This is a genomic window from Bradyrhizobium sp. SPXBL-04, assembly GCF_051853035.1.
GTDB classification, from domain to species: Bacteria; Pseudomonadota; Alphaproteobacteria; order Rhizobiales; family Xanthobacteraceae; genus Bradyrhizobium; species Bradyrhizobium zhanjiangense.
In genome coordinates this window covers 509,011-528,004 of the sequence record NZ_CP182472.1, presented here as the reverse complement: position 1 = coordinate 528,004, position 18,994 = coordinate 509,011, and the positions used below count along the sequence as shown (strand labels likewise).

The following is an 18,994-nucleotide window of genomic DNA, read 5'->3' as shown; positions in this document are numbered from 1 at the left end:
TCCGCGGTGTTGTTGTGTACGCCGGTTGGGCGCTGGAACGCATTGCGCTCCCGATGCGCAGTTTGCCTGCGAGCCATCGCGCAAATTACAGCATCGGCTTTTCGCGCTTAGTATAGGCGGAAGGTAGTAGTGCAAATCGTCGGCGGCTTTCGCCGCGCATCTCGTTGTCGAATCTCGGCTCCTTGCCTTGATTTTCAGGTGGAAACGCACCAAGCGAGTGTGGGGACCGACGACATCGCCTCACTCTCGGTCGTCGTCCCGGACAAGCGAACGAAGTGAGCGCTGATCCGGGACGACAGGGGAGCTGTGTTGACCTTGCCTCGTCCCACTGCTTCGTCAGCTTGGCAATGTCGCGCGCAAGCCGGCCGCACGCATCGGGCATCGCGCAACGATCGTGCGCCGCAGTCACGATGATGGCGCTACCACCGCCGCGAAGTTTTCGAAGAAGTTCGCGGCAAGTTTTCGCGACGTCGAATCGATCAACCGCGAGTCGAGCTGCGCGATCTTGCCGCCGATCTGCGCCTCGGCTTCGCAATGCAGGGTAGTGACGTCGGTGCCTCTCCCTCAAGCCTGGCCTTCGCGCCGCGCTTGGCGAAGCCCCCCACGCCGCCGGCCCTCGCCGACGTGGCGCGAGGGCCGGCACAGCGACATCAGGCGCTCGGCGCACCCCAGGCGCACCCGCAATAAAATCAATGGCTTAGCGTCCCGCCGCCTACTACCAAGATCGCGATTGCAAAGCCGCGAGCGCGTGCTCCTATTCACACTAGGGAACAAGGCATCCAAGGGAGAACAACGTGCGGGAGGGCTGAGCTCGCAGGCGAGCGACGGCGGTACGCGGCTTCGACGATGCGACGTTGTCCGCGGACGCGATGAGAACTTTCCGAACCTAGCTTGCGGTCGCGCCATGCGTTGGCGGCGGCGTGGCGCATCATGATCGAATCGCGCGCCGTGACGGCCGCCACGATGACCTTTCCATGACGCGAGGTCACCAAAATGCCAGTTGCAAAGTTCCGTTGCGCTGTTTCTAATTAGAACCAATCAAAATCATTCTGGGAGGACTTCACGTGTCTACAGTCAAACTGACGGTCAACGGCAAGGCCGTTGCTGTCGACGTCGAGGACCGCACGCTGCTGGTCCACCTCTTGCGCGATCACCTCAACCTCACTGGGACCCACGTCGGCTGCGACACCAGCCAGTGCGGCGCCTGCGTCGTGCACATGGACGGCCGCGCCGTGAAATCCTGCACCATGCTGGCGGGACAGGCGGACGGCGCGAGCGTCACCACGATCGAAGGCATCGCCAAGGGCGATGAGCTGCATCCGATGCAGGCCGCCTTCCGCGACAATCACGGCCTGCAATGCGGCTATTGCACCCCGGGCATGATCATGTCGGCAATCGACATCGTGCAGCGCCATCAAGCTCAAGGATCTGGCGGCCAGCTCGACGAAGCCACCGTACGTCAAGAGCTCGAGGGCAATATCTGCCGCTGCACCGGCTACCACAACATCGTCAAGGCCGTGCTGGATGCGGCCGGTCGCATGAACGTTGCGCAGGCGGCCGAGTAAAGCGGGCCGCCGCGAGCAAGAAAACCACTGCCGCTTTCGATGGAAAGCGCGGGTCAACAAATTTCCGGTCGGGAGGACCAGACATGGGTGTTGAAGGCATCGGTGCGCGCGTCGTGCGCAAGGAAGACAAGCGTTTCATTACCGGCAAGGGCCGGTACGTCGACGACATCAAATTGCCGGGCATGACTCATGCCTATTTCATCAGAAGCCCACACGCGCATGCCAAGGTGAAGGGGATCGACTCCTCTGCCGCCTTGAAGATGCCGGGCGTGGTCGCGGTGCTCACGGGACAGCAACTCGTCGACGACAAGGTCGGTAACCTCATCTGCGGCTGGGCCATCACCTCCAAGGATGGCAGCCCGATGAAGATGGGCGCATGGCCGGCGATGGCGCCGGAGACGGTGCGGTTCGTTGGCCAAGCCGTCGCGGTCGTGGTCGCCGAGAGCAAGAATCTCGCGCGCGACGCGGCGGAAGCTGTCGTCGTCGATTACGAGGAGCTTCCCGCGGTCGCCGACATGCACGCCGCGATCAAGGCCGGCGCGCCGCAGCTGCATCCCGAAGCCCCTGGCAACCAGGTCTATGACTGGGTGCTCGGCGACGAGGGTGCGGTCGATGCAGCCTTCTCGAAGGCCGCCAATGTGGTCAAGCTCGACGTCACCAACAACCGCCTCGCCCCGAACGCGATGGAGCCGCGCGCGGCGATCGCCGATTACGACGCGGCGGAGGAGCATTTCACGCTCTACACCACGTCGCAGAACCCGCACGTCGCCCGCCTCGTGCTGTCGGCGTTCTATAACATCGCGCCCGAGCACAAGCTGCGCGTGATCGCGCCCGACGTCGGCGGCGGCTTCGGCTCGAAGATCTTCATCTATCCCGAGGAGATGGTGGCGCTGTGGGCCTCCAAGAAGGTCGGTCGTCCCGTGAAGTGGACCGGCGACCGCACCGAGGCCTTCCTCACCGACGCGCATGGCCGCGACCATGTGACCCATGCCGAGATGGCCTTCGACGCCAACAACAAGATCACCGGGTTGAAGGTGAAGACCTACGCCAATTTCGGCGCCTACATGTCGCTGTTCTCGTCGTCGGTGCCGACCTATCTCTACGCGACGCTGCTGTCGGGCCAGTACAACATCCCGGCGATCCATGCCGAGGTGATCGGCGTCTACACCAACACCACGCCGGTCGACGCCTATCGCGGCGCCGGCCGACCCGAGGCCAGCTACCTGCTGGAGCGGCTGATGGAGACGGCGGCACGGCAGCTGAAGGTCGATCCGGCCCAGCTGCGCCGGACCAACTTCATCACCCAGTTCCCGCACCAGACGCCTGTGATCATGGCCTATGACACCGGCGACTTTAACGCCTCGCTCGATGCCGCGATGAAGGCGATCGACTATGCCGGCTTCCCTGCCCGCAAGGCACAAGCCAAATCACAAGGCAAGCTGCGCGGCATCGGCGTGTCCTGCTACATCGAGGCCTGCGGCATCGCGCCGTCAAAAGCCGTCGGCAGTCTGGGTGCCGGCGTCGGCCTGTGGGAATCGGCCGAGGTGCGCGTCAATCCGGTCGGGACCATCGAGATCCTCACGGGATCGCACAGCCACGGCCAGGGCCACGAGACCACGTTCTGCCAGCTCGTCGCCGACCGCCTGGGCGTTCCGATCAGCCAGGTCTCGATCGTCCATGGCGACACCGATAAGGTGCAGTTCGGCATGGGCACCTACGGCTCGCGCTCCGCAGCCGTCGGTCTTACCGCGATCCTGAAGGCGATGGAGAAGATGGAATCCAAGGCCAAGAAGATCGCTGCGCATGCGCTGGAGGCCTCGGAGGCCGACATCGTCATCGAGAACGGCGAGTTCAAGGTCACGGGCACCGACAAGGCGATCGCCTTCCCGATGGTCGCGCTCGCAGCCTACACCGCGCACAATCTGCCTGAGGGGATGGAGCCGGGCTTGAAGGAGAGCGCCTTCTACGACCCCACCAACTTCACCTTCCCGGCCGGCGCCTATATCTGCGAGCTCGAGGTCGATCCCGGCACCGGCAAGACATCCTTCGTCAACTTCGTCGCGGCCGACGATTTCGGCCGGCTGATCAACCCGATGATCGTCGAGGGACAGGTCCACGGCGGCCTCGCCCAAGGCATCGGGCAGGCGCTGCTCGAGCACGCGATCTACGATGCCAACGGCCAGCCGGTGACGGCCTCGTTCATGGATTACTCCATGCCGCGTGCCGACGATTTGCCCTCGTTCAACCTCTCCCACACCACGACGCTGTGCCCGGGCAATCCCCTGGGCATCAAGGGTTGCGGTGAGGCCGGCGCGATCGGCGCTTCTGCAGCCGTGATCAACGCGATCACGGATGCGATCGGCAAGAACAATCTGGAAATGCCCGCGACCCCCGACAGGGTGTGGCGCACGATCAACGCCGCTTAAGAGGGAGGAACGAAGATGTACCAGACCACCTATCATCGTGCTTCCTCGGTCGACGAAGCCGTGAGCCTGTTCGGCAAGAGCAGCGAGGCGAAATTCCTGGCCGGCGGACAAACCCTGCTGCCGGTCATGAAGCAGCGGCTCGCCAATCCGTCAGACGTCATCGACCTCGGCAAGATCAAGGACATGATCGGCGTCGAGGCCTCCGGCGACACGCTGACCATCAAGGCCGCCACGCCGCATCATGACGTCGCCACTAGCGATGCCGCGAAGAAGGCGATTCCGGCACTCGCCTATCTGGCGTCGCTGATCGGCGACCCCGCGGTGCGCTATCGCGGCACGATCGGTGGCTCGATCGCCAACAACGATCCCGCTGCCGACTATCCCGCCGCACTGCTCGCGCTCGGCGCCACCGTGAAGACGAACAAGCGGTCGATCTCGGCGGATGACTTCTTCAAGGGTCTGTTCACCACGGCGCTCGAAGATGGCGAGATCATCACTGCGGTGTCGTTCCCGGTTCCGGCGAAAGCGGGCTACGCCAAGATGCGGCATCCGGCCTCGCGCTTCGCGCTGACCGGCGTGTTCGTGGCGCAGACCAAATCGGGCGAGGTGCGGGTGGCCGCCACCGGCGCCTCGCAGAACGGCGTGATGCGGGTGGGCGCCATCGAAGCCGCGTTGAAGGCGAACTGGTCGCCATCGGCGATCGACAGCGTCAATATTTCTGCGAGCGGATTGCTGGCTGACATTCATGGCACTGCCGAGTACCGCGCCAACCTCGTCAAAGTGATGGCACAGCGCGCTGTGACCGCTGCGGGCTGACAATCGCGCTTTAGCGCCTCAACACAAATTTTTCGCGGCGCGCACTTCGGTGCGCGCTGTTTTTATTTTGGCCATGCGGCATGAAAATCGCTTGCCTCGCTGGTGTGAAGGCGAGAAAAGTTAATCAGCCAATTAACTCGCCCCAAAGAGCAATGTCCGAGGCCATTGCCGGATCACCGGCATCCGCCCGCGACCCGAGGAAACAACAACGTGCTCGATAAACCAGCCCAAGAAAAATCAGATGGCTCCTCCGTCCGCGCCTCCGGCCCGCTGTCGGGCTTCCGCATCGTCGAATTCGCCGGCATCGGACCCGGCCCGTTCGCCTGCATGATGCTGGCCGACATGGGCGCCGACGTCGTCACGCTCGATCGCATCGGCGCCAGGAAGAGCATGAAGTCGGTGGCGGGCCGCGGCCGCAAGGTGATCGAGCTCGACCTCAAGGACAAGGCGGCGATCGCACAAGTGCTCGACCTGCTGGCCAGCGCCGATGCGCTGGTCGAAGGTTTTCGTCCCGGCGTGATGGAGCGGCTCGGGCTCGGGCCTGACGTGGTGCTCGCGCGCAACCCGAAGCTGGTCTACGGCCGCATGACCGGCTGGGGCCAGGAGGGCCCGCTTGCGAACGCCGCCGGCCACGACATCAATTACATCTCGATCACCGGTGCGCTCGCCGCGATCGGACCTAAGGAGACACCGGTGCCGCCGCTCAATCTGGTCGGCGATTTCGGCGGCGGCGCGCTCTATCTCGTCGTCGGCGTGCTTGCGGCGCTTCTCGAAGCGCAAAAATCCGGCAAGGGCCAGGTGGTCGATGCCGCCATGTGCGACGGCGCGGCGTCGCTGATGTCGTTCTTCTTCGACATGACCACGATGGGACGCTGGACCGAGGGGCGCAACCAGAACTTCCTTGACGGCGGCGCGCATTTCTACGGCGTCTACGAATGCGCCTGCGGCCATTTCGTCTCGATTGGGTCGATCGAGCCGCAATTCTACGCGCTGCTGCGCCAGCACGCGGGCCTGACCGACGCCGATTTCGACGCGCAGATGGACCGCAACGCCTGGCCGGCGCTGAAGGAGAAGCTGAAGGCGGTGTTCAAGAGCAAGACGCGCGAGGACTGGTGCAAGATCATGGAAGGCACCGACATCTGCTTCGCGCCGGTGCTGACCATGTCGGAGGCCACGCAACACCCGCACATGGTCGCCCGCAATGTCTTCGTCGAGCGTCACGGCGTGAAGCAGCCCGCGCCCGCGCCGAGATTCTCACGCACGCCTTCGGCCGTCCGCGAGCCGGAGGCGGCGGAGATCGGGGCTGTGACGGCTGCGTGGAAGGCCGGGCGCTAGCGGCGCTAGGCAATCGCCTGGAGCCCGGCTGAAATCGAGGGAACTACGTCATTCGCGCCGCGGGCGCGATCTGCGATGATCCCGGTCAATCCGGGAGATTCAACCATGGCCCTCCAGCTTCGACCGAACTGCGAATATTGCGACCGCGACCTGCCGCCTGATGCAACCGACGCGCGGATCTGCTCGTATGAATGCACGTTCTGTGCGGATTGCGTGGAGACGAAACTCTTCAACGTCTGCCCGAACTGCGGCGGCGGTTTTGCCCCGCGCCCGATCAGGCCCGCGCAGGAATGGCGGCCGGGCGTGTGCACGACCAAGCAGGTGCCGTCCGACAAGCGGGTGCATCTGAAGTACAGCCTGGACGACGTCGCGGCACATTGCGCGCGGATACGCGAGGTGCCGCCGGAGAGACGGTGAACTGCTGCCACACCGTCATTGCGAGGAGCCCTTGCGACGAAGCAATCCAGAATCCCTCCGCGGAGAGATTCTGGATTGCTTCGCTGCGCTCGCAATGACAGAGGTCGTGGCGGCGGCGCGCGCTACTCCGCCGCCAAAATCGTCCCCTCGACCTCGCCGAACCCGACGCGATAGCCATTGCCCTGACACCAGCCGCGCATAACGAGGCTGTCGCCGTCTTCCAGGAACGACCGCTTGATGCCGCCGGGCAATTCGACCGGCTCGGTGCCGTTCCAGCTGATCTCGAGCAGGCTGCCGCGCTGATCCTTTTCCGGGCCGGAGATGGTGCCGCTCCCCAGGAGATCGCCGACATTCATGGCGCAGCCGCTGGAGGCGTGGTGCATGAGCTGCTGCACCGAGGACCAGTACATGTATTTGAAATTGGTGCGGCTGATGCTGGCGGGGGCGTTGGCGCCGGCAGCGCGCAAGGACACGTCGAGTGCAATGTCGTAGTTCTGCGGCTTGTTCTGCTTGAGGTAGTCGAGCGGCGCCGGCGCCTGCTCCGGCCCCTTCAGCCGGAACGGCTCCAGCGCCTCGCGCGTCACCACCCACGGGCTGATCGAGGTCGCGAACGCTTTGGCCAGGAACGGACCGAGCGGCACATATTCCCATTGCTGGATGTCGCGCGCGCTCCAATCGTTGAGCAGCACGAAACCGAAGATCATCTCCTCGGCTTGGCTCTCGCTCAGCATGCCGCCCATCGGCGATGGCTGGCCGATCACGACGCCCATCTCTAGCTCGAAATCGAGTCGCTTGCACGGAGCGAAGTTCGGCACCTCCACGTTCGGCGGCTTCAGCTGCCCGCGCGGCCGCTTCACCTTGGTGCCTGATACCACGACGGTGGAGGCGCGGCCGTTATAGGCGATCGGCATATGCAGCCAGTTCGGCTGCAGCGCATTGTCCTTGCCGCGGAACATCACGCCGACATTGGTGGCGTGTTCCTTGGAGGAATAGAAATCGGTGTAGCCGGAGACCGCGAACGGCAGATGCAGCTTTGCATCGCGCATCGGCACCAGCGCGCGGCTGCGCAGCTCCTCGTTGTCGCGCAGCTCCGGATGATCGTGACGCAGGAGCTCGCTGATCCGCGCCCGCGTCTTGGTCCAGACTTTTGGTCCGAGCGCCATGAAGGGATTGAGCGAGGCCCCGGAGAACACACCGAGCGGACCGACATCGAGCCGCGAGTCCTGCTCGAACTCCCAGAGATCGAGCACGTAATTGCCGATCGCAACACCGATCCGTGGCGTTGGATTGCCCGCAGTCGAGAACACGCCATAGGGCAGGTTCTGGATCGGAAAGTCGGAGGCAGGATCGACATCGATGAAGGAGCGGAGGCTGGGGTCGTTGGGGTGGGTTGTCACGTTCGGCTCGATTCTTTCTTCCTTCTCCCCTTGTGGGAGAAGGTGGCGCGAAGCGCCGGATGAGGGGTTCTATCCGCGTATCCGAATGTGAGAGGCTCACTCGCGGAGACAGAGCCCTCACCCGTCTCGCCGCCATGCGGCGAGCCACCCTCTCCCACAAGGGGAGAGGGCAAGAAAGCTACGGCCTGTTCGGATCGAACCGTTTCTCCAGGCCCTTCCAGCACTCCGCGTAATCGTCCTGGAGCGTCGATGATTTCGCGGCATGCGCGGTGACACGCTGCGGGTAGCGGGTCTCGAACATGAAGGCCATGGTGCCGGTCAGCTTCACGGGCTTCAGTTCGCCATTGCTGGCATGCTCAAACGCATCGCGATCCGGGCCGTGCGGCAGCATGCAATTGTGCAGGCTGATGCCGCCGGGGACGAAGCCTTGCGGCTTGGCATCGTAGACGCCGTAGATCAGGCCCATGAACTCGCTCATGATGTTCATGTGATACCAGGGCGGGCGGAAGGTGTTATCGGCGACCATCCAGCGCTCGGGGAAGATCACGAAGTCGATATTCGCGGTGCCAGCCGTCTCCGACGGCGAGGTCAGCACCGTGAAGATCGAGGGATCGGGATGATCGAAGCTGATCGCGCCGACCGGCGAGAACGTGCGCAGGTCGTACTTATAGGGCGCGTAATTGCCATGCCAGGCGACGACGTCGATCGGAGAATGCGGCAACGTGGTCTTGAACAGCGAGCCGCCCCATTTCACGTAAAGCTCGGTCGGTGTGTCCTTGTCTTCATAGTACGCGACCGGCGTGAGGAAGTCGCGCGCATTGGCGAGGCAATTGGCGCCGATCGGCCCGCGCTCCGGCAGTGTGAAAGCGCCGCCATAGTTCTCACAGAGATAGCCGCGCGCCGGACCGTTCGGGATTTCGACGCGGAACTTGACGCCGCGCGGGATCACCACGATCTCGCCGGGCTCGGCATCGATGCGGCCGAACTCGGTGACGAGACGCAAGACGCCCTGCTGAAGCACGAACATCAGCTCACCGTCGGCATTGTAGAAATGCTGATCCAGCATCGATTTGGTGATGAGATAGACATGCGCCGCCATGCCGGCCTGCGTGTTGACGTCACCCGCTGTCGTCATGGTCTGCACGCCCTGGAGGAAGGTCACCTCCTCCTTCGGGATCGGCGTCGGATCCCAGCGCAGCTGCGCGATCGGCAGATCGTATTCGTGGCACGGTGCCGAGCGCCACAGCCCGGCATCGATCTTCTCGAAGCGGCCGGAATGCTTCACCGACGGACGGATGCGATAGAGCCAGGAGCGCTCATTGGTGCCGCGCGGCGCGGTGAAGGGCGAGCCCGAGAGCTGCTCGGCATAGAGGCCATAGGCGCAGCGCTGCGGCGAGTTGCGCCCGATCGGCAGCGCGCCCGGCAGCGCCTCGGTCTCAAAACTGTTGCCGAAGCCGGACATGTAGCCCGGCGTCACCTGTGCGGAACTGCGAACGATCTGATCGGGCGAGGTGTTGATGTTCATGACTATCCTCCTCCTTGCAGGGCAGACCACATCTCCTGGTCGCGCTTGTCGGTCCAGATCACGGGGTCGTCGATCCCCGACGCTTCATCATAGGCGCGCGACACGTTGAACGGCAGGCAGTGCTCGTAGATGGCAAAACTCGAGAATTTCGGATCCATCACCTCGCGCGTCGCCGCCATCGTCTCCTTCAAGGTGCGACCCTTGGCGACGGAGATTTCGGCCGCGCCATAGAGCGTGGAGACGAATTCGCGCGTCATCGCGATGGCCTCGCGCCCGGTGGCGAGGCCCTTCAGGGCATCGCCGCGGCCCGGCGCGATGGCCTTGGGATTGAAGTTGCGAATCTCGTTCAGCGTCAGCGGCCATTCGCGCAAATGCGCATCGCCGCAATAACAGGCCGAGTGATATTCGATGAGATCGCCGGAGAACATCACCTCGGCATCCGGCACCCAGGCGACGATGTCGCCGGAGGTGTGGCCGGCCCCTAACTGCATCAGGCGCACCTCGCGCTTTCCCAGATAGATCGACATCTCGCCTTCGAAGGTCAGCGTCGGCCAGGTCAGGCCGGGGATGCTCTGCGCGTCCTGGAACAGGCGCGGGAAGCGGCCGTATTCGGAATCCCAATCCTGCTTGCCGCGCTCTTCGATCAGCCGATAGGTCTCCTGTGAGGCGACGATACCTTGCGCCTTGTAGGCGGATGCGCCCAGCACGCGCACCGCATGATAATGCGACAGCACGACATATTTGATCGGCTTGTCGGTGACGGTGCGCACGCGCTCGATCACCTTGTTCGCCATCGCGGGCGTTGCCTGCGCATCGAACACGAGGCAACCGTCGTCGCCGACAATGACGGCCGTGTTCGGATCGCCCTCGGCGGTGAAGGCATAGAGATCGGCGCCGATCTCGGAGAAGGTGATCTTCTTCTCGGAGAGATCGCCGGTGGATGCGAAATTCTTCGCCATCAATTCGTCCTTCAAGTCATTGGGTTATTGTTGTTGCTGTTGTTGCTGCTGGCCGTCGATCATGCGCCGCTTGGCAAGGCCGATCGCCTCGCGCAGCACGTCGATGTCGCCGATATGGTTGGCGAGGATCAGCACCAGCGCCGCGTCGAAATCGGCGCTCTGCTCCTCGGTGAGGCCGCGATGCGCCTCGACGATGGCGCGAAAGGCATCGTCGGGACGCGCGAAGTTGGAGTTGGTGGAGAGCGGCATGCGAAACCTCAATACAAACCTTCGGCCCGCGCCAGCGCCGCCGCGATCGTCGCGCGCGTCGGGTGGCGGAAGCGCGCCGCGACATAACCGTCGGGCCTCAGCAGATAGGCGGCACCCGGCTCGGCGCCGTAGCGCTTTGCGGCCAGGCCCGAGGGATCGGCAAGTCCGCCTTCATCTCCAATGCAGATGCCCCTGATGCCATCGGGCACATCGATCGGCGCGCCATTGCTGAACGACAGCAAGGTGAAGTCCGTTCCACCCTCGCGGAAGGCATCCGTCAGATAGATCTGCTCGCCGGCACGCGTTGCGACGGGCGCGTCGAGCATGGAACAGCCGGGCGACGGTCCGCCGCGCCACGTATCCGCATCGAGCGAGGACAGCGGCGAGTCGTAGCTGCACGGCACCGACAGCCGGCCAGCATTGACCATGCGCTTGCCGAACTCGGTCTCCTTGGCGAGCGACAGCACCGCCTTGCGCAGCCGCGCTTCCTGGTGCGAGTTCGGCGCCATGAAATCGGTCGAGCGGGTGGATTCGCGGATGTTCTCATCGGCCGCCATGCTGCGCTCGGCATGGTAGCTCTCGAGCAGGCTCGCGGGCGAAGTCCCGCGCAGCACGCGATCGAGTTTCCAGGAGAGGTTTTCGGCGTCCTCCAGTCCCGAGTTGGCGCCGCGCGCACCGAACGGCGAGACCTGGTGCGCGGAATCGCCGGCAAAAATCACGCGGCCATGGATGAAGCGGTCCATCCGCCGGCATTGGAATTTGTACAGCGAGATCCACTCGAACTCGAACTTGTCATGGCCAAGCATGCGCGCGATGCGCGGCTGCACGTTTTCCGGCTTCTTCTCGAGAACCGGATCGGCGTAGCGATTGAGCTGGAGATCGATGCGCCAGACGTCATCGGGCTGCCGGTGCAGCAGCGCCGAACGTCCGGCATGGAACGGCGGATCGAACCAGAACCAGCGTTCGGTCGGGAATTCTGCGGTCATCTTGACGTCGGCGATCAGGAACTGGTCCTCGAACACCTGTCCCGCGAACTCGGCGCCGACCATCTGTCGCAGCGAGGACCGCGCGCCGTCGCAGGCGATGACATATTGCGCGTGCAGCCGATAGGCTCCCTCCGGCGTTTCGATCGTCAGCGCGACCGAATCATTGCGCTGCTCCAGCGCCGTCACCTTGTTGCGCCAGCGCAGGTCGATCGCAGGCAGATCCTGAATGCGATCGACCAGATAGGCTTCGGCGTAATATTGCTGGAGGTTGATGAAGGCCGGGCGCTTGTGGCCGTCCTCGGGTAGCAGGTTGAACTGGTAGAGCTGCGACTCGCCGTGAAAGATGCGGCCGACGCTCCACACCACGCCCTTCTCGACCATGCGGTCGCCGACGCCGAGGCGGTCCCAATATTCCAGCGAACGTTTCGAGAAGCAGATCGCGCGCGAGCCTTCGCCGATACGGTCGGCATCGTCCAAAAGCACGACGCGCTGGCCACGCTGGGCAAGATCGATCGCGAGCGACAACCCCACCGGGCCCGCACCGACGACCACGACCGGATGCGCGGCCGGGTCTTGGCCCGGACGATCCTGATCGGGGTGGCGGCGATAGCCGAACTGGGATTTGGCCTGCGCCATGCGCTAACCTTTCGCTCTGGTCAGGAGAGGACTGATCTGCTAGATAGTCTCATGTGCAACTATTTTGGACCGGAGCCGGCCGGCCGTCAACTGAATTCGGAGCGCTTTCCTTGGCGAGGACATCCAGCGACATCGCGCTGAAGGCACGGCAAGCCGACGAGGCTTCGCCGCGGCCAAAGTCTCGGCTCGACCTGTTCAAGTTCGTGCCGTTCCGCCTCAACCGGCTCGCGGCGGAGGTGAGTTCCGCGCTCGCGGTGGAATATCAGGAGCGGCATGGCCTCGACATTCCGGCATGGCGCGTGATCGCCACGCTCGGCTTCCGCAATGATGCCTGCAGCGCGCAATTCATCTCGCAATGCACCCGCACGCACAAATCGACCATCAGCCGGGCGGTGACGATGCTGCTGCACCAGGGATTGATCGAGCGGGTCGAGAACGAAGCCGACCGCCGCGAATTCCGCCTGCAACTGACGAAGAAGGGCCGCGCGCTCTATGAGGAGCTGTTTCCGCAATTGCTGCGGCGGGAGGATGAAATTCTCGCCTGCCTCTCCGTGCAGGAGCGCAAGCAGCTCTCGGCCCTGCTCGGCAAGATCGAGCAGAGCCTCGACCTGATCCAGACCAGCGAAGAGGCGGACGCCAAGCAGGCGTATTAGGGTGGGCAGCTATAAAGTGGAAATCGACGAAACATAGGCCGAGGTCTGCTACGGGCCAAAGGCGACATTCCCTGCTTGGCCTGATATGAAAGAGGCCGCTACGTGGCATCGGTCAAAATTGAAACGGACTGACCGAAACGGAAATCTTGCCGTCTGCGGTTAGTTCCACCTCGAAGTCCACCTCCTTTTGCGCTGTCACATCCTCAACGGTCGCAGACAATAACGCGGTACAGGTAACTGCTCGCTTGGCTTTGCTTCTTGAATTTGTGCTTGTCGCATCATCCAACCTATAAGCGGCACCTTGTCTCGCCTTTTCCCAAATCGCTAGTTTTTCGGCCTCTGTGGTCGCATGACTTATCATCGCCGCAACCGCGCTCGAGTTCATAACGGCGTAGTTGACAAGCGCGTTGTTGCTGTCGCCCGAAACGATCTTAATCACTGTATTACGCGCATCCAAAGAATTACATTCGGGCATCGTTCCGGCACACCCGCCCAGCAAAAGTAAAACAGGGAGAGGCGCTAAAACCGACTGTCCTTCCAGAAAATGCTTCATCGGAATCCGGACCACATCAGACAGCCGACGTCGTGACGGCTGCAGTGCTGTTCGACTCAGGGCCACGAGCAGACCCGTCGCAAGGCAGCCGCTCGCAGCCTTGTTTTATTCGATCGCCTGGTCACCTCCACCGCCTCGCTCGCCTTCTTCAGCCCAGGGCTGTACGTGACAGGCCGCAGGGATTTGCAATTACTCGATCAGCAGCAGCCCGCGCTTCTTATCGCCATCGTACGTATTCACAGCTGCGAACAGCCGCTTTCGCTCGACTAGCCATGGCTGGTAATTGGAATTGACATCGAGCACGAAAACTAGATCTTCGGCTTCCAGATAGCCGCCAATGGGCGAATGATGTCCAACACCAGCACCAAAAATTTGCGCGCGATTGAAATTCACGATGTAGCGTCGGCCAGGATCGTTGGAGCGACGCAAATGTTGCAGAAACTGGCCCTCGCTGAGATTACGCAAGACCGTGACTTTGCGGCTCGTGTTGGTCCGCGCCACCTCGGCCAGTTCGTCGAGCGTGAGACCCAGGATGCATAAGCCCGTCCAGCACCGCCCGGTGCCGGCCAACACCTTACCCTCCGTGCTTGCCGTCTCGCCGAGCGACCTATACGCATTCGCAACAGCTGCAGGTCCGCAACGAGAGCTATTTGATTGCCAGTTCACGTTCCCATGGAATGTGGCGGCCACTGGCAGGTGCCACGCGCGTTCCATAAGCTCCGGTGTACGTGTTACGGAGGATGCAATGGCTTCTGTCGGCACGCGTGACTGGCCGACGACAAGGGCCCCGGCACCCAGCAGGCCCGCAGTGACAACCATGCAGATAATGCTGACTGAGCGCCACCGCTTCATGGGTCTGAACCTGGCAGCAGTCCGATTGGAGGCTGGCCAGATTATATCCTTAAGCTAATTGGCGGAAGCGACCCCAAGTAAACGTCCGTTGAAGGTCATTCTCATCGATTTGGCCGCGTCGCCACCACGTCCGGTCTGGCGTCAGCTGCTGACGGCCGGGCGCTATCGCGATCTTCGCCTTCGGGTCAAACTGAGAAGAGCTCAACGAGAGCAATTCGCGTCCGCTAGACCCTGCGAAGCAGAACTCTAAAAGGCTATCCCCAGTTTCGCCGATGGGCCAAAAGAGGTCATCGCGGCAGCGTGATAATGAACTCGGTAAACACACCCAGCTCGCTCTCGACATCGAGGGTTCCGCCGTGTTGTTTGACAATGATGTCATGGGTCATCGACAGACCGAGCCCCGTGCCTTCGCCAGCTGGCTTGGTAGTAAAGAAGGGATTGAACATTTTTTCCTTCACCTCGACCGAAATCCCGGTGCCGTTGTCGCGAATGCGAATTTCGACCTTGTCGTCAAGGTTGTTCGTGGTCGCACTCAGCACAGGCTCAAAGGTCTCGTCTCCCGCCTCGGACTTGCGCCTGGTCGCGGCATAGAAGCCGTTGGAGATCACGTTGAGCAGCGCGCGCGTGATCTCCTGCGGATATACCTCGATTTCGCCCGCGTCGGGGTCGAGGTCCTGCGTGAGCGTGATGTTGAAGTCGGACTTCTCTGCGCGCGCGCCATGGTAGGCTAGATTAAGACTCTCCTGGACCAGGGCATTGATGTCGGCGAGGCGGCGCTCGCCCGGTCCCTCGCGTGAGTGCAGCAGCATGTTCTTGACGATGGAATCGGCCCGCTTGCCGTGCTGCACGACCTTTTCGAGGTTGCTCTTCAAAAGCGCCGTCAGCTCATCGACTTCGGTGCGGATCTTGTCGACGAGTTCGGCGGGCTTGAGGGCCTCGTTCAACTCCTCGGTCAACTCCGCTGAAAGGGTTGCGAAATTATTGACGAAGTTGAGCGGGTTCTTGATCTCGTGCGCAATGCCCGCGGTGAGCTGGCCGAGCGAGGCAAGCTTTTCGGTCTGCACCAGGCGGTCCTGTGCGGTGCGGAGGTCGTCGAGGGATTGCGAGAGATCGTCGGTTCGCTGCCGCAGCTCCTTGAGCAGTCGTGTGTTTTCGATGGCGATCACCGCTTGTGCCGCAAAATTTTCCAGCAACTCGACCTGCTTGTCGCTGAACTCTTGCACTTCCTTGCGGTAGACAGCAAAGCCACCGACAAGCTCGCTCTCCTTGAGCATCGGCACAATCAGAACGGTGCGGGCTGCGGCGACCTTGTAGATCAGATCGTCGGGATGCTCTGTGGCGATATCGGCAATGTGAACCAGCGCCTTGGTCTCGACGAGGCGCCCCAGCGAAGGCGCCCCATCAAACGGCGCGATGAAGTGTGGCGGCGTTTCCTGGTCGGGCGTGTACAATTGCGGCACGTTTTGCGCGGCCATTCGCGCCACCCGCCGCAACCTGTCGCCTTCGTATAGGAGCAGCGTCCCAAAACTGGCACGGCAGATGCGCACGGCATTTTCCAGCATGGCCTCGAACACCGGCCCAAGTCCGCCAGGCGAAGTGGATATGACTCGTAGCACTTCCGACGTCGCAGTTTGCCGCTCCAGCGCTTCCCTCGTTTCATTGAACAATCGCGCGTTCTCGATCGCAATCACCGCCTGGTCGGCGAAGGACTGTAGCAAGGCAATCTGCTTCTCATTAAATGGCTGCACCTCGGTGCGGCGAAGCAGAATCGCGCCAATGCTCTCCTTTTCGCGCAGCAACGGAACAGCCAGAATGCTGTGAATAACCCCAGTGCCGGTATGCTGGGTCAATTTCCGACCATCTGGAAATTCGGCGCCTTCGTCTGAGAGGAGGTCGCGCACGTGCACCGGCGTCTGATCGAGGAACGCACGCCCCGAGACCCAGCCGCGATTGATCGGCCACTTTCCTACATCTATCGAAATCGGGCCATGATGTGCGCTGAAGCGCAGTTCGTCGCCGTCCTTCAAGAGCACGGCAGCATCATCGGCCTCACAAAGTTGGCACGCACTTGCGACGATTGCTTCGAGAACTGGTTCGACGTTAGTCGGTGAGGACGCTATGACCCTTAAGATATTGCTGCTGCCGGTCTGGTAGGTGAGGGCTTCGGAGAGATCGCGGGTCTTGGCCTGCACCTCGTTGATCAGCCGCGCGTTTTCGATGGCGATCACGGCCTGGTCGGCGAAGGTCTGTAGCAATTGCACGTGATGGTCCGCGAATGAACCGGTCTCGACTCGCGTCACGGTGATCAAGCCGATAGGCACCCCATTGCTCATCAACGGCGTGAACAACATGCTGCGAAAGCCGCGCAATCGCGCCAAATCCCTGGCCAGTATGTTTGGCGAGGATTCGGTATCGACAATCTGCGTTGGTTTGCCATCACGCAGCAACTCGAAGGGCGCCGAAGTCGTTGTGAGATGCCGCGGGAACGAAGCTCGCAATGCTTCGTCAGCGACCGGATTGGTCGGCGTGAACGCCTCCAGGTGTTGCATGCCGTCGATATAGCGAAACACTGCCGTAGAGAAACCGCCAATCAGCCTGTTGGCGCTGATCGCAATCGCCTCGAATACCGGCTGCACATCGTCAGGCGAACTTGCGATGACCTTCAATATTTGGGCCGTCGCCGCCTGCTGCTCGCGGGCCTCCTTCAGGTCTTTGCTCGAACCGGCGACCGAACGACGCTTCGCTCGGCTGGCCGCTGGCGCAATGCGGCGCTTGCTCTTGGTGGTCTTGCGGCCCTTGCGGGTCTTCGCCTGGCTCGTCTTGCCGCCCGTTCTTGATGGCCGCGTCATATCCGCCCCCAAAGGGTCAAGAAGGTATCTTATCGGTCCAAACCATCATTCAGGAAGGGCCGGGATAGCCTGAATCGCATGTCACCGGGCCGGGCTGATGTCCGAGAAGGGGTCACAAGCAGACGGTCGGCGAGCTGCGCGACAAGGTCTGCCACGGGCCCAAGCAGACATACAGGCGGGGAAATGGTAGAACGCCCCTGCCTGATTGGTGCCACCCGAGCAAGCCATGCCTAAGTATTTTCCGATCGACGCAGGCGTGACGTTTGACTGCGATAAGAGCGACCTGCTCGCGATCAAGTGGAAGGCAGAAAGCCTCTCGGCGGACTTCGTTCTTCCGAGCGCTGAGGGTCAGGCGCTTCGCGTTCGTTTCAACGGCGCCACTATAGTCCGCCTTTTGGACGAAATGCCGCTCAGTACTGAGCAACAGCCTACGAAAAACGAGGGGTTAGTTCCAAGGCACTTCGCTTATCGCGTGGAGGGTTCGACCTTCGCGGACAGCCAGTCGGAGACCTGGAAGGAGATTCATCGTCCCGTTCGACAGTACGAATTCATCACCGGGTGGGGCTGCATGGATGTGCTCTCTGGAGTGGAGTCATCCTTTGAAGTTGTCGATATCACAGCCTGACGAATGTCGGCTTGGAGGCATTCGCGGACGTTCGCTCAAGGCATGCGAAAGGTCAGCTAAGGGGCCAGTAGGCGACATCGCGGCGACGCGCTGAGGAGGCCGACACTGAGGTAGCCTCAATCGTCATCCTGCCAAGGGAACGGCGGGTCCGAGTATTTGGGCCCTAAAACCCGGCATGAGAATCAAGTACGCAGCAAGCTGGACCTAAACTTTTTAGCGCATCGGAACGAAGGCTCTCTGAGGCGGTTTAGCGCGAATGATGCGTCGCTTCAGAGGAGCTGAGCATGAAGAAAACCATTCTTGTTGGTCTTGCTATCCTCACTGTCTCCACTTCTGCCGCTTCGGCATGGACTCATCAAAGCTACCGGAATAGCCACCGGCCTCACTATGGTTCCGCCTACGGCGCGACCAGGGCCGTCCAACGCGAAGCCATGAACAACCGCGCTTATAGCGCTTACAACAACGGCTATTATGGTCCGGGTTATGCGCGTTCAGGCTTTTGGCCGGCCGATGCAGCCGGCGCCGCGATTGGAACGGCCGGAGCGATCGCCGCTGGCGCAGTCAATACCGCAGGCGCGATTGCAACGGCACCATTCCGGCCGGCTAATTCCTATGGCTATTACCCGGCTAATTCCTACGCCATGGCTCCGGGCGGTGTGAACAGCAAGGACCACGCTCAGTATATGAAAAATTTGCACGACTCCGGATATGATCGGAAGAACGACTTCAATGCGAACGGGACCATGAAGGCGCAATAGCGCCAAGTCTCGTCGAACACTGAAACTAGCGATCGCCAAGACAATTAAAAAAGCCCGGAGGCGGAAGGCCTCCGGGCAATGGGCTTTGCGTGCGCAAAGCCTTTGCCGATGCTGCGCCTTAAAGCCTTTGCCGATGCTGCGCCTTGTCATAGGCGCGACTGTCAATCCCGGCGTCAAGAAACGGCAACAGGCTCAAAGCGTCGGCAGCTATCGGTGACCGCACAAGCAACTGGTTCCCGCATCCTCGGCTGGTATGTAGCACTCCGAGCAATCGATGTCTCTTGTGGGTCATTCGCGTCGATTTGGCCGCGTCGCCACCGCGTCCGGTCTGGCACCGGCTGCTGACGTCCCGGGCGCCGCCCTAGTTCGATCCCGGAGGTGCGCAAGCGCCGT

The 18,994-nt window shown here is 62.1% G+C and carries 17 protein-coding genes; 8 read left to right on the top strand and 9 right to left on the bottom strand.

All coding sequences use genetic code 11. The features are described 5' to 3' along the window. Positions 1-405: 405 nt before the first annotated feature. The gene (locus ACNJX8_RS02460) at positions 406-504 is read right to left on the bottom strand and encodes a hypothetical protein (RefSeq protein WP_439362056.1); all 99 of its coding nucleotides are present in this window, start codon (positions 502-504) and stop codon (positions 406-408) included. Between the two features lie 560 nt (positions 505-1,064). On the opposite strand from ACNJX8_RS02460, the gene ACNJX8_RS02455 reads away from it, so the two are divergent. The 5 genes from ACNJX8_RS02455 to ACNJX8_RS02435 all read left to right on the top strand — a co-directional run bounded on the left by ACNJX8_RS02455 (position 1,065) and on the right by ACNJX8_RS02435 (position 6,559). Continuing rightward, complete coding sequence (locus ACNJX8_RS02455; protein WP_439359438.1) at positions 1,065-1,565, top strand: (2Fe-2S)-binding protein; 501 nt, start codon at positions 1,065-1,067, stop codon at positions 1,563-1,565. A gap of 83 nt (positions 1,566-1,648) precedes the next feature. Then, positions 1,649-3,991, top strand: coding sequence for a xanthine dehydrogenase family protein molybdopterin-binding subunit (locus ACNJX8_RS02450; protein WP_439359437.1), 2,343 nt, complete (start codon positions 1,649-1,651; stop codon positions 3,989-3,991). A gap of 15 nt (positions 3,992-4,006) precedes the next feature. Then, positions 4,007-4,807: an FAD binding domain-containing protein gene (locus ACNJX8_RS02445; protein ID WP_128930750.1), complete on the top strand. Its 801-nt coding sequence runs from the start codon at positions 4,007-4,009 to the stop codon at positions 4,805-4,807. A gap of 210 nt (positions 4,808-5,017) precedes the next feature. Further along, on the top strand, positions 5,018-6,142 hold the full coding sequence (locus ACNJX8_RS02440) for a CaiB/BaiF CoA transferase family protein (protein WP_128943425.1): 1,125 nt from the start codon (positions 5,018-5,020) through the stop codon (positions 6,140-6,142). A 105-nt stretch (positions 6,143-6,247) separates the two neighbouring features. Then, entirely contained in the window at positions 6,248-6,559 is a 312-nt protein-coding gene (locus ACNJX8_RS02435; RefSeq protein ID WP_128930748.1) for a DUF1272 domain-containing protein, read from the top strand. A gap of 122 nt (positions 6,560-6,681) precedes the next feature. Here the strand turns inward: ACNJX8_RS02435 and fahA are convergent, their stop codons facing one another. The 5 genes from fahA to ACNJX8_RS02410 form a co-directional block, all read right to left on the bottom strand. Next, entirely contained in the window at positions 6,682-7,956 is a 1,275-nt protein-coding gene (gene fahA, locus ACNJX8_RS02430) for a fumarylacetoacetase (protein WP_439359436.1), read from the bottom strand. 178 nt (positions 7,957-8,134) lie between these two features. Beyond that, a complete protein-coding gene (hmgA, locus tag ACNJX8_RS02425; RefSeq protein ID WP_439359435.1) occupies positions 8,135-9,481 on the bottom strand; it encodes a homogentisate 1,2-dioxygenase in 1,347 nt (448 codons plus the stop codon). A 2-nt stretch (positions 9,482-9,483) separates the two neighbouring features. Further along, a complete protein-coding gene (locus ACNJX8_RS02420) occupies positions 9,484-10,440 on the bottom strand; it encodes an MBL fold metallo-hydrolase (protein ID WP_439359434.1) in 957 nt (318 codons plus the stop codon). A 24-nt stretch (positions 10,441-10,464) separates the two neighbouring features. Then, on the bottom strand, positions 10,465-10,689 hold the full coding sequence (locus ACNJX8_RS02415; protein ID WP_128930744.1) for a DUF2783 domain-containing protein: 225 nt from the start codon (positions 10,687-10,689) through the stop codon (positions 10,465-10,467). An 8-nt stretch (positions 10,690-10,697) separates the two neighbouring features. Then, entirely contained in the window at positions 10,698-12,311 is a 1,614-nt protein-coding gene (locus ACNJX8_RS02410; protein ID WP_439359433.1) for an FAD-dependent oxidoreductase, read from the bottom strand. 110 nt (positions 12,312-12,421) lie between these two features. On the opposite strand from ACNJX8_RS02410, the gene ACNJX8_RS02405 reads away from it, so the two are divergent. Then, positions 12,422-12,964, top strand: a complete 543-nt coding sequence (locus ACNJX8_RS02405; RefSeq protein WP_439359432.1) for a MarR family winged helix-turn-helix transcriptional regulator — start codon at positions 12,422-12,424, stop codon at positions 12,962-12,964. 112 nt (positions 12,965-13,076) lie between these two features. Here ACNJX8_RS02405 and ACNJX8_RS02400 read toward each other — a convergent pair whose 3' ends face one another. The 3 genes from ACNJX8_RS02400 to ACNJX8_RS02390 all read right to left on the bottom strand — a co-directional run bounded on the left by ACNJX8_RS02400 (position 13,077) and on the right by ACNJX8_RS02390 (position 17,218). Then, positions 13,077-13,517 (bottom strand): hypothetical protein, encoded by a 441-nt coding sequence (locus ACNJX8_RS02400; RefSeq protein WP_439359431.1) that lies wholly within the window; start codon positions 13,515-13,517, stop codon positions 13,077-13,079. A 189-nt stretch (positions 13,518-13,706) separates the two neighbouring features. Then, complete coding sequence (locus tag ACNJX8_RS02395; RefSeq protein ID WP_439359430.1) at positions 13,707-14,369, bottom strand: phytochelatin synthase family protein; 663 nt, start codon at positions 14,367-14,369, stop codon at positions 13,707-13,709. A gap of 287 nt (positions 14,370-14,656) precedes the next feature. Continuing rightward, positions 14,657-17,218 carry a GAF domain-containing protein gene (locus ACNJX8_RS02390; RefSeq protein WP_439359429.1) on the bottom strand — a complete coding sequence of 854 codons (2,562 nt, stop codon included), beginning with the start codon at positions 17,216-17,218 and terminating at the stop codon, positions 14,657-14,659. A gap of 226 nt (positions 17,219-17,444) precedes the next feature. Here ACNJX8_RS02390 and ACNJX8_RS02385 point away from each other — a divergent pair, with 226 nt between their 5' ends. After that, a complete protein-coding gene (locus tag ACNJX8_RS02385) occupies positions 17,445-17,843 on the top strand; it encodes a hypothetical protein (RefSeq protein ID WP_439359428.1) in 399 nt (132 codons plus the stop codon). A gap of 284 nt (positions 17,844-18,127) precedes the next feature. Next, positions 18,128-18,601 carry a hypothetical protein gene (locus tag ACNJX8_RS02380; RefSeq protein ID WP_128942590.1) on the top strand — a complete coding sequence of 158 codons (474 nt, stop codon included), beginning with the start codon at positions 18,128-18,130 and terminating at the stop codon, positions 18,599-18,601. Positions 18,602-18,994: the final 393 nt, after the last annotated feature.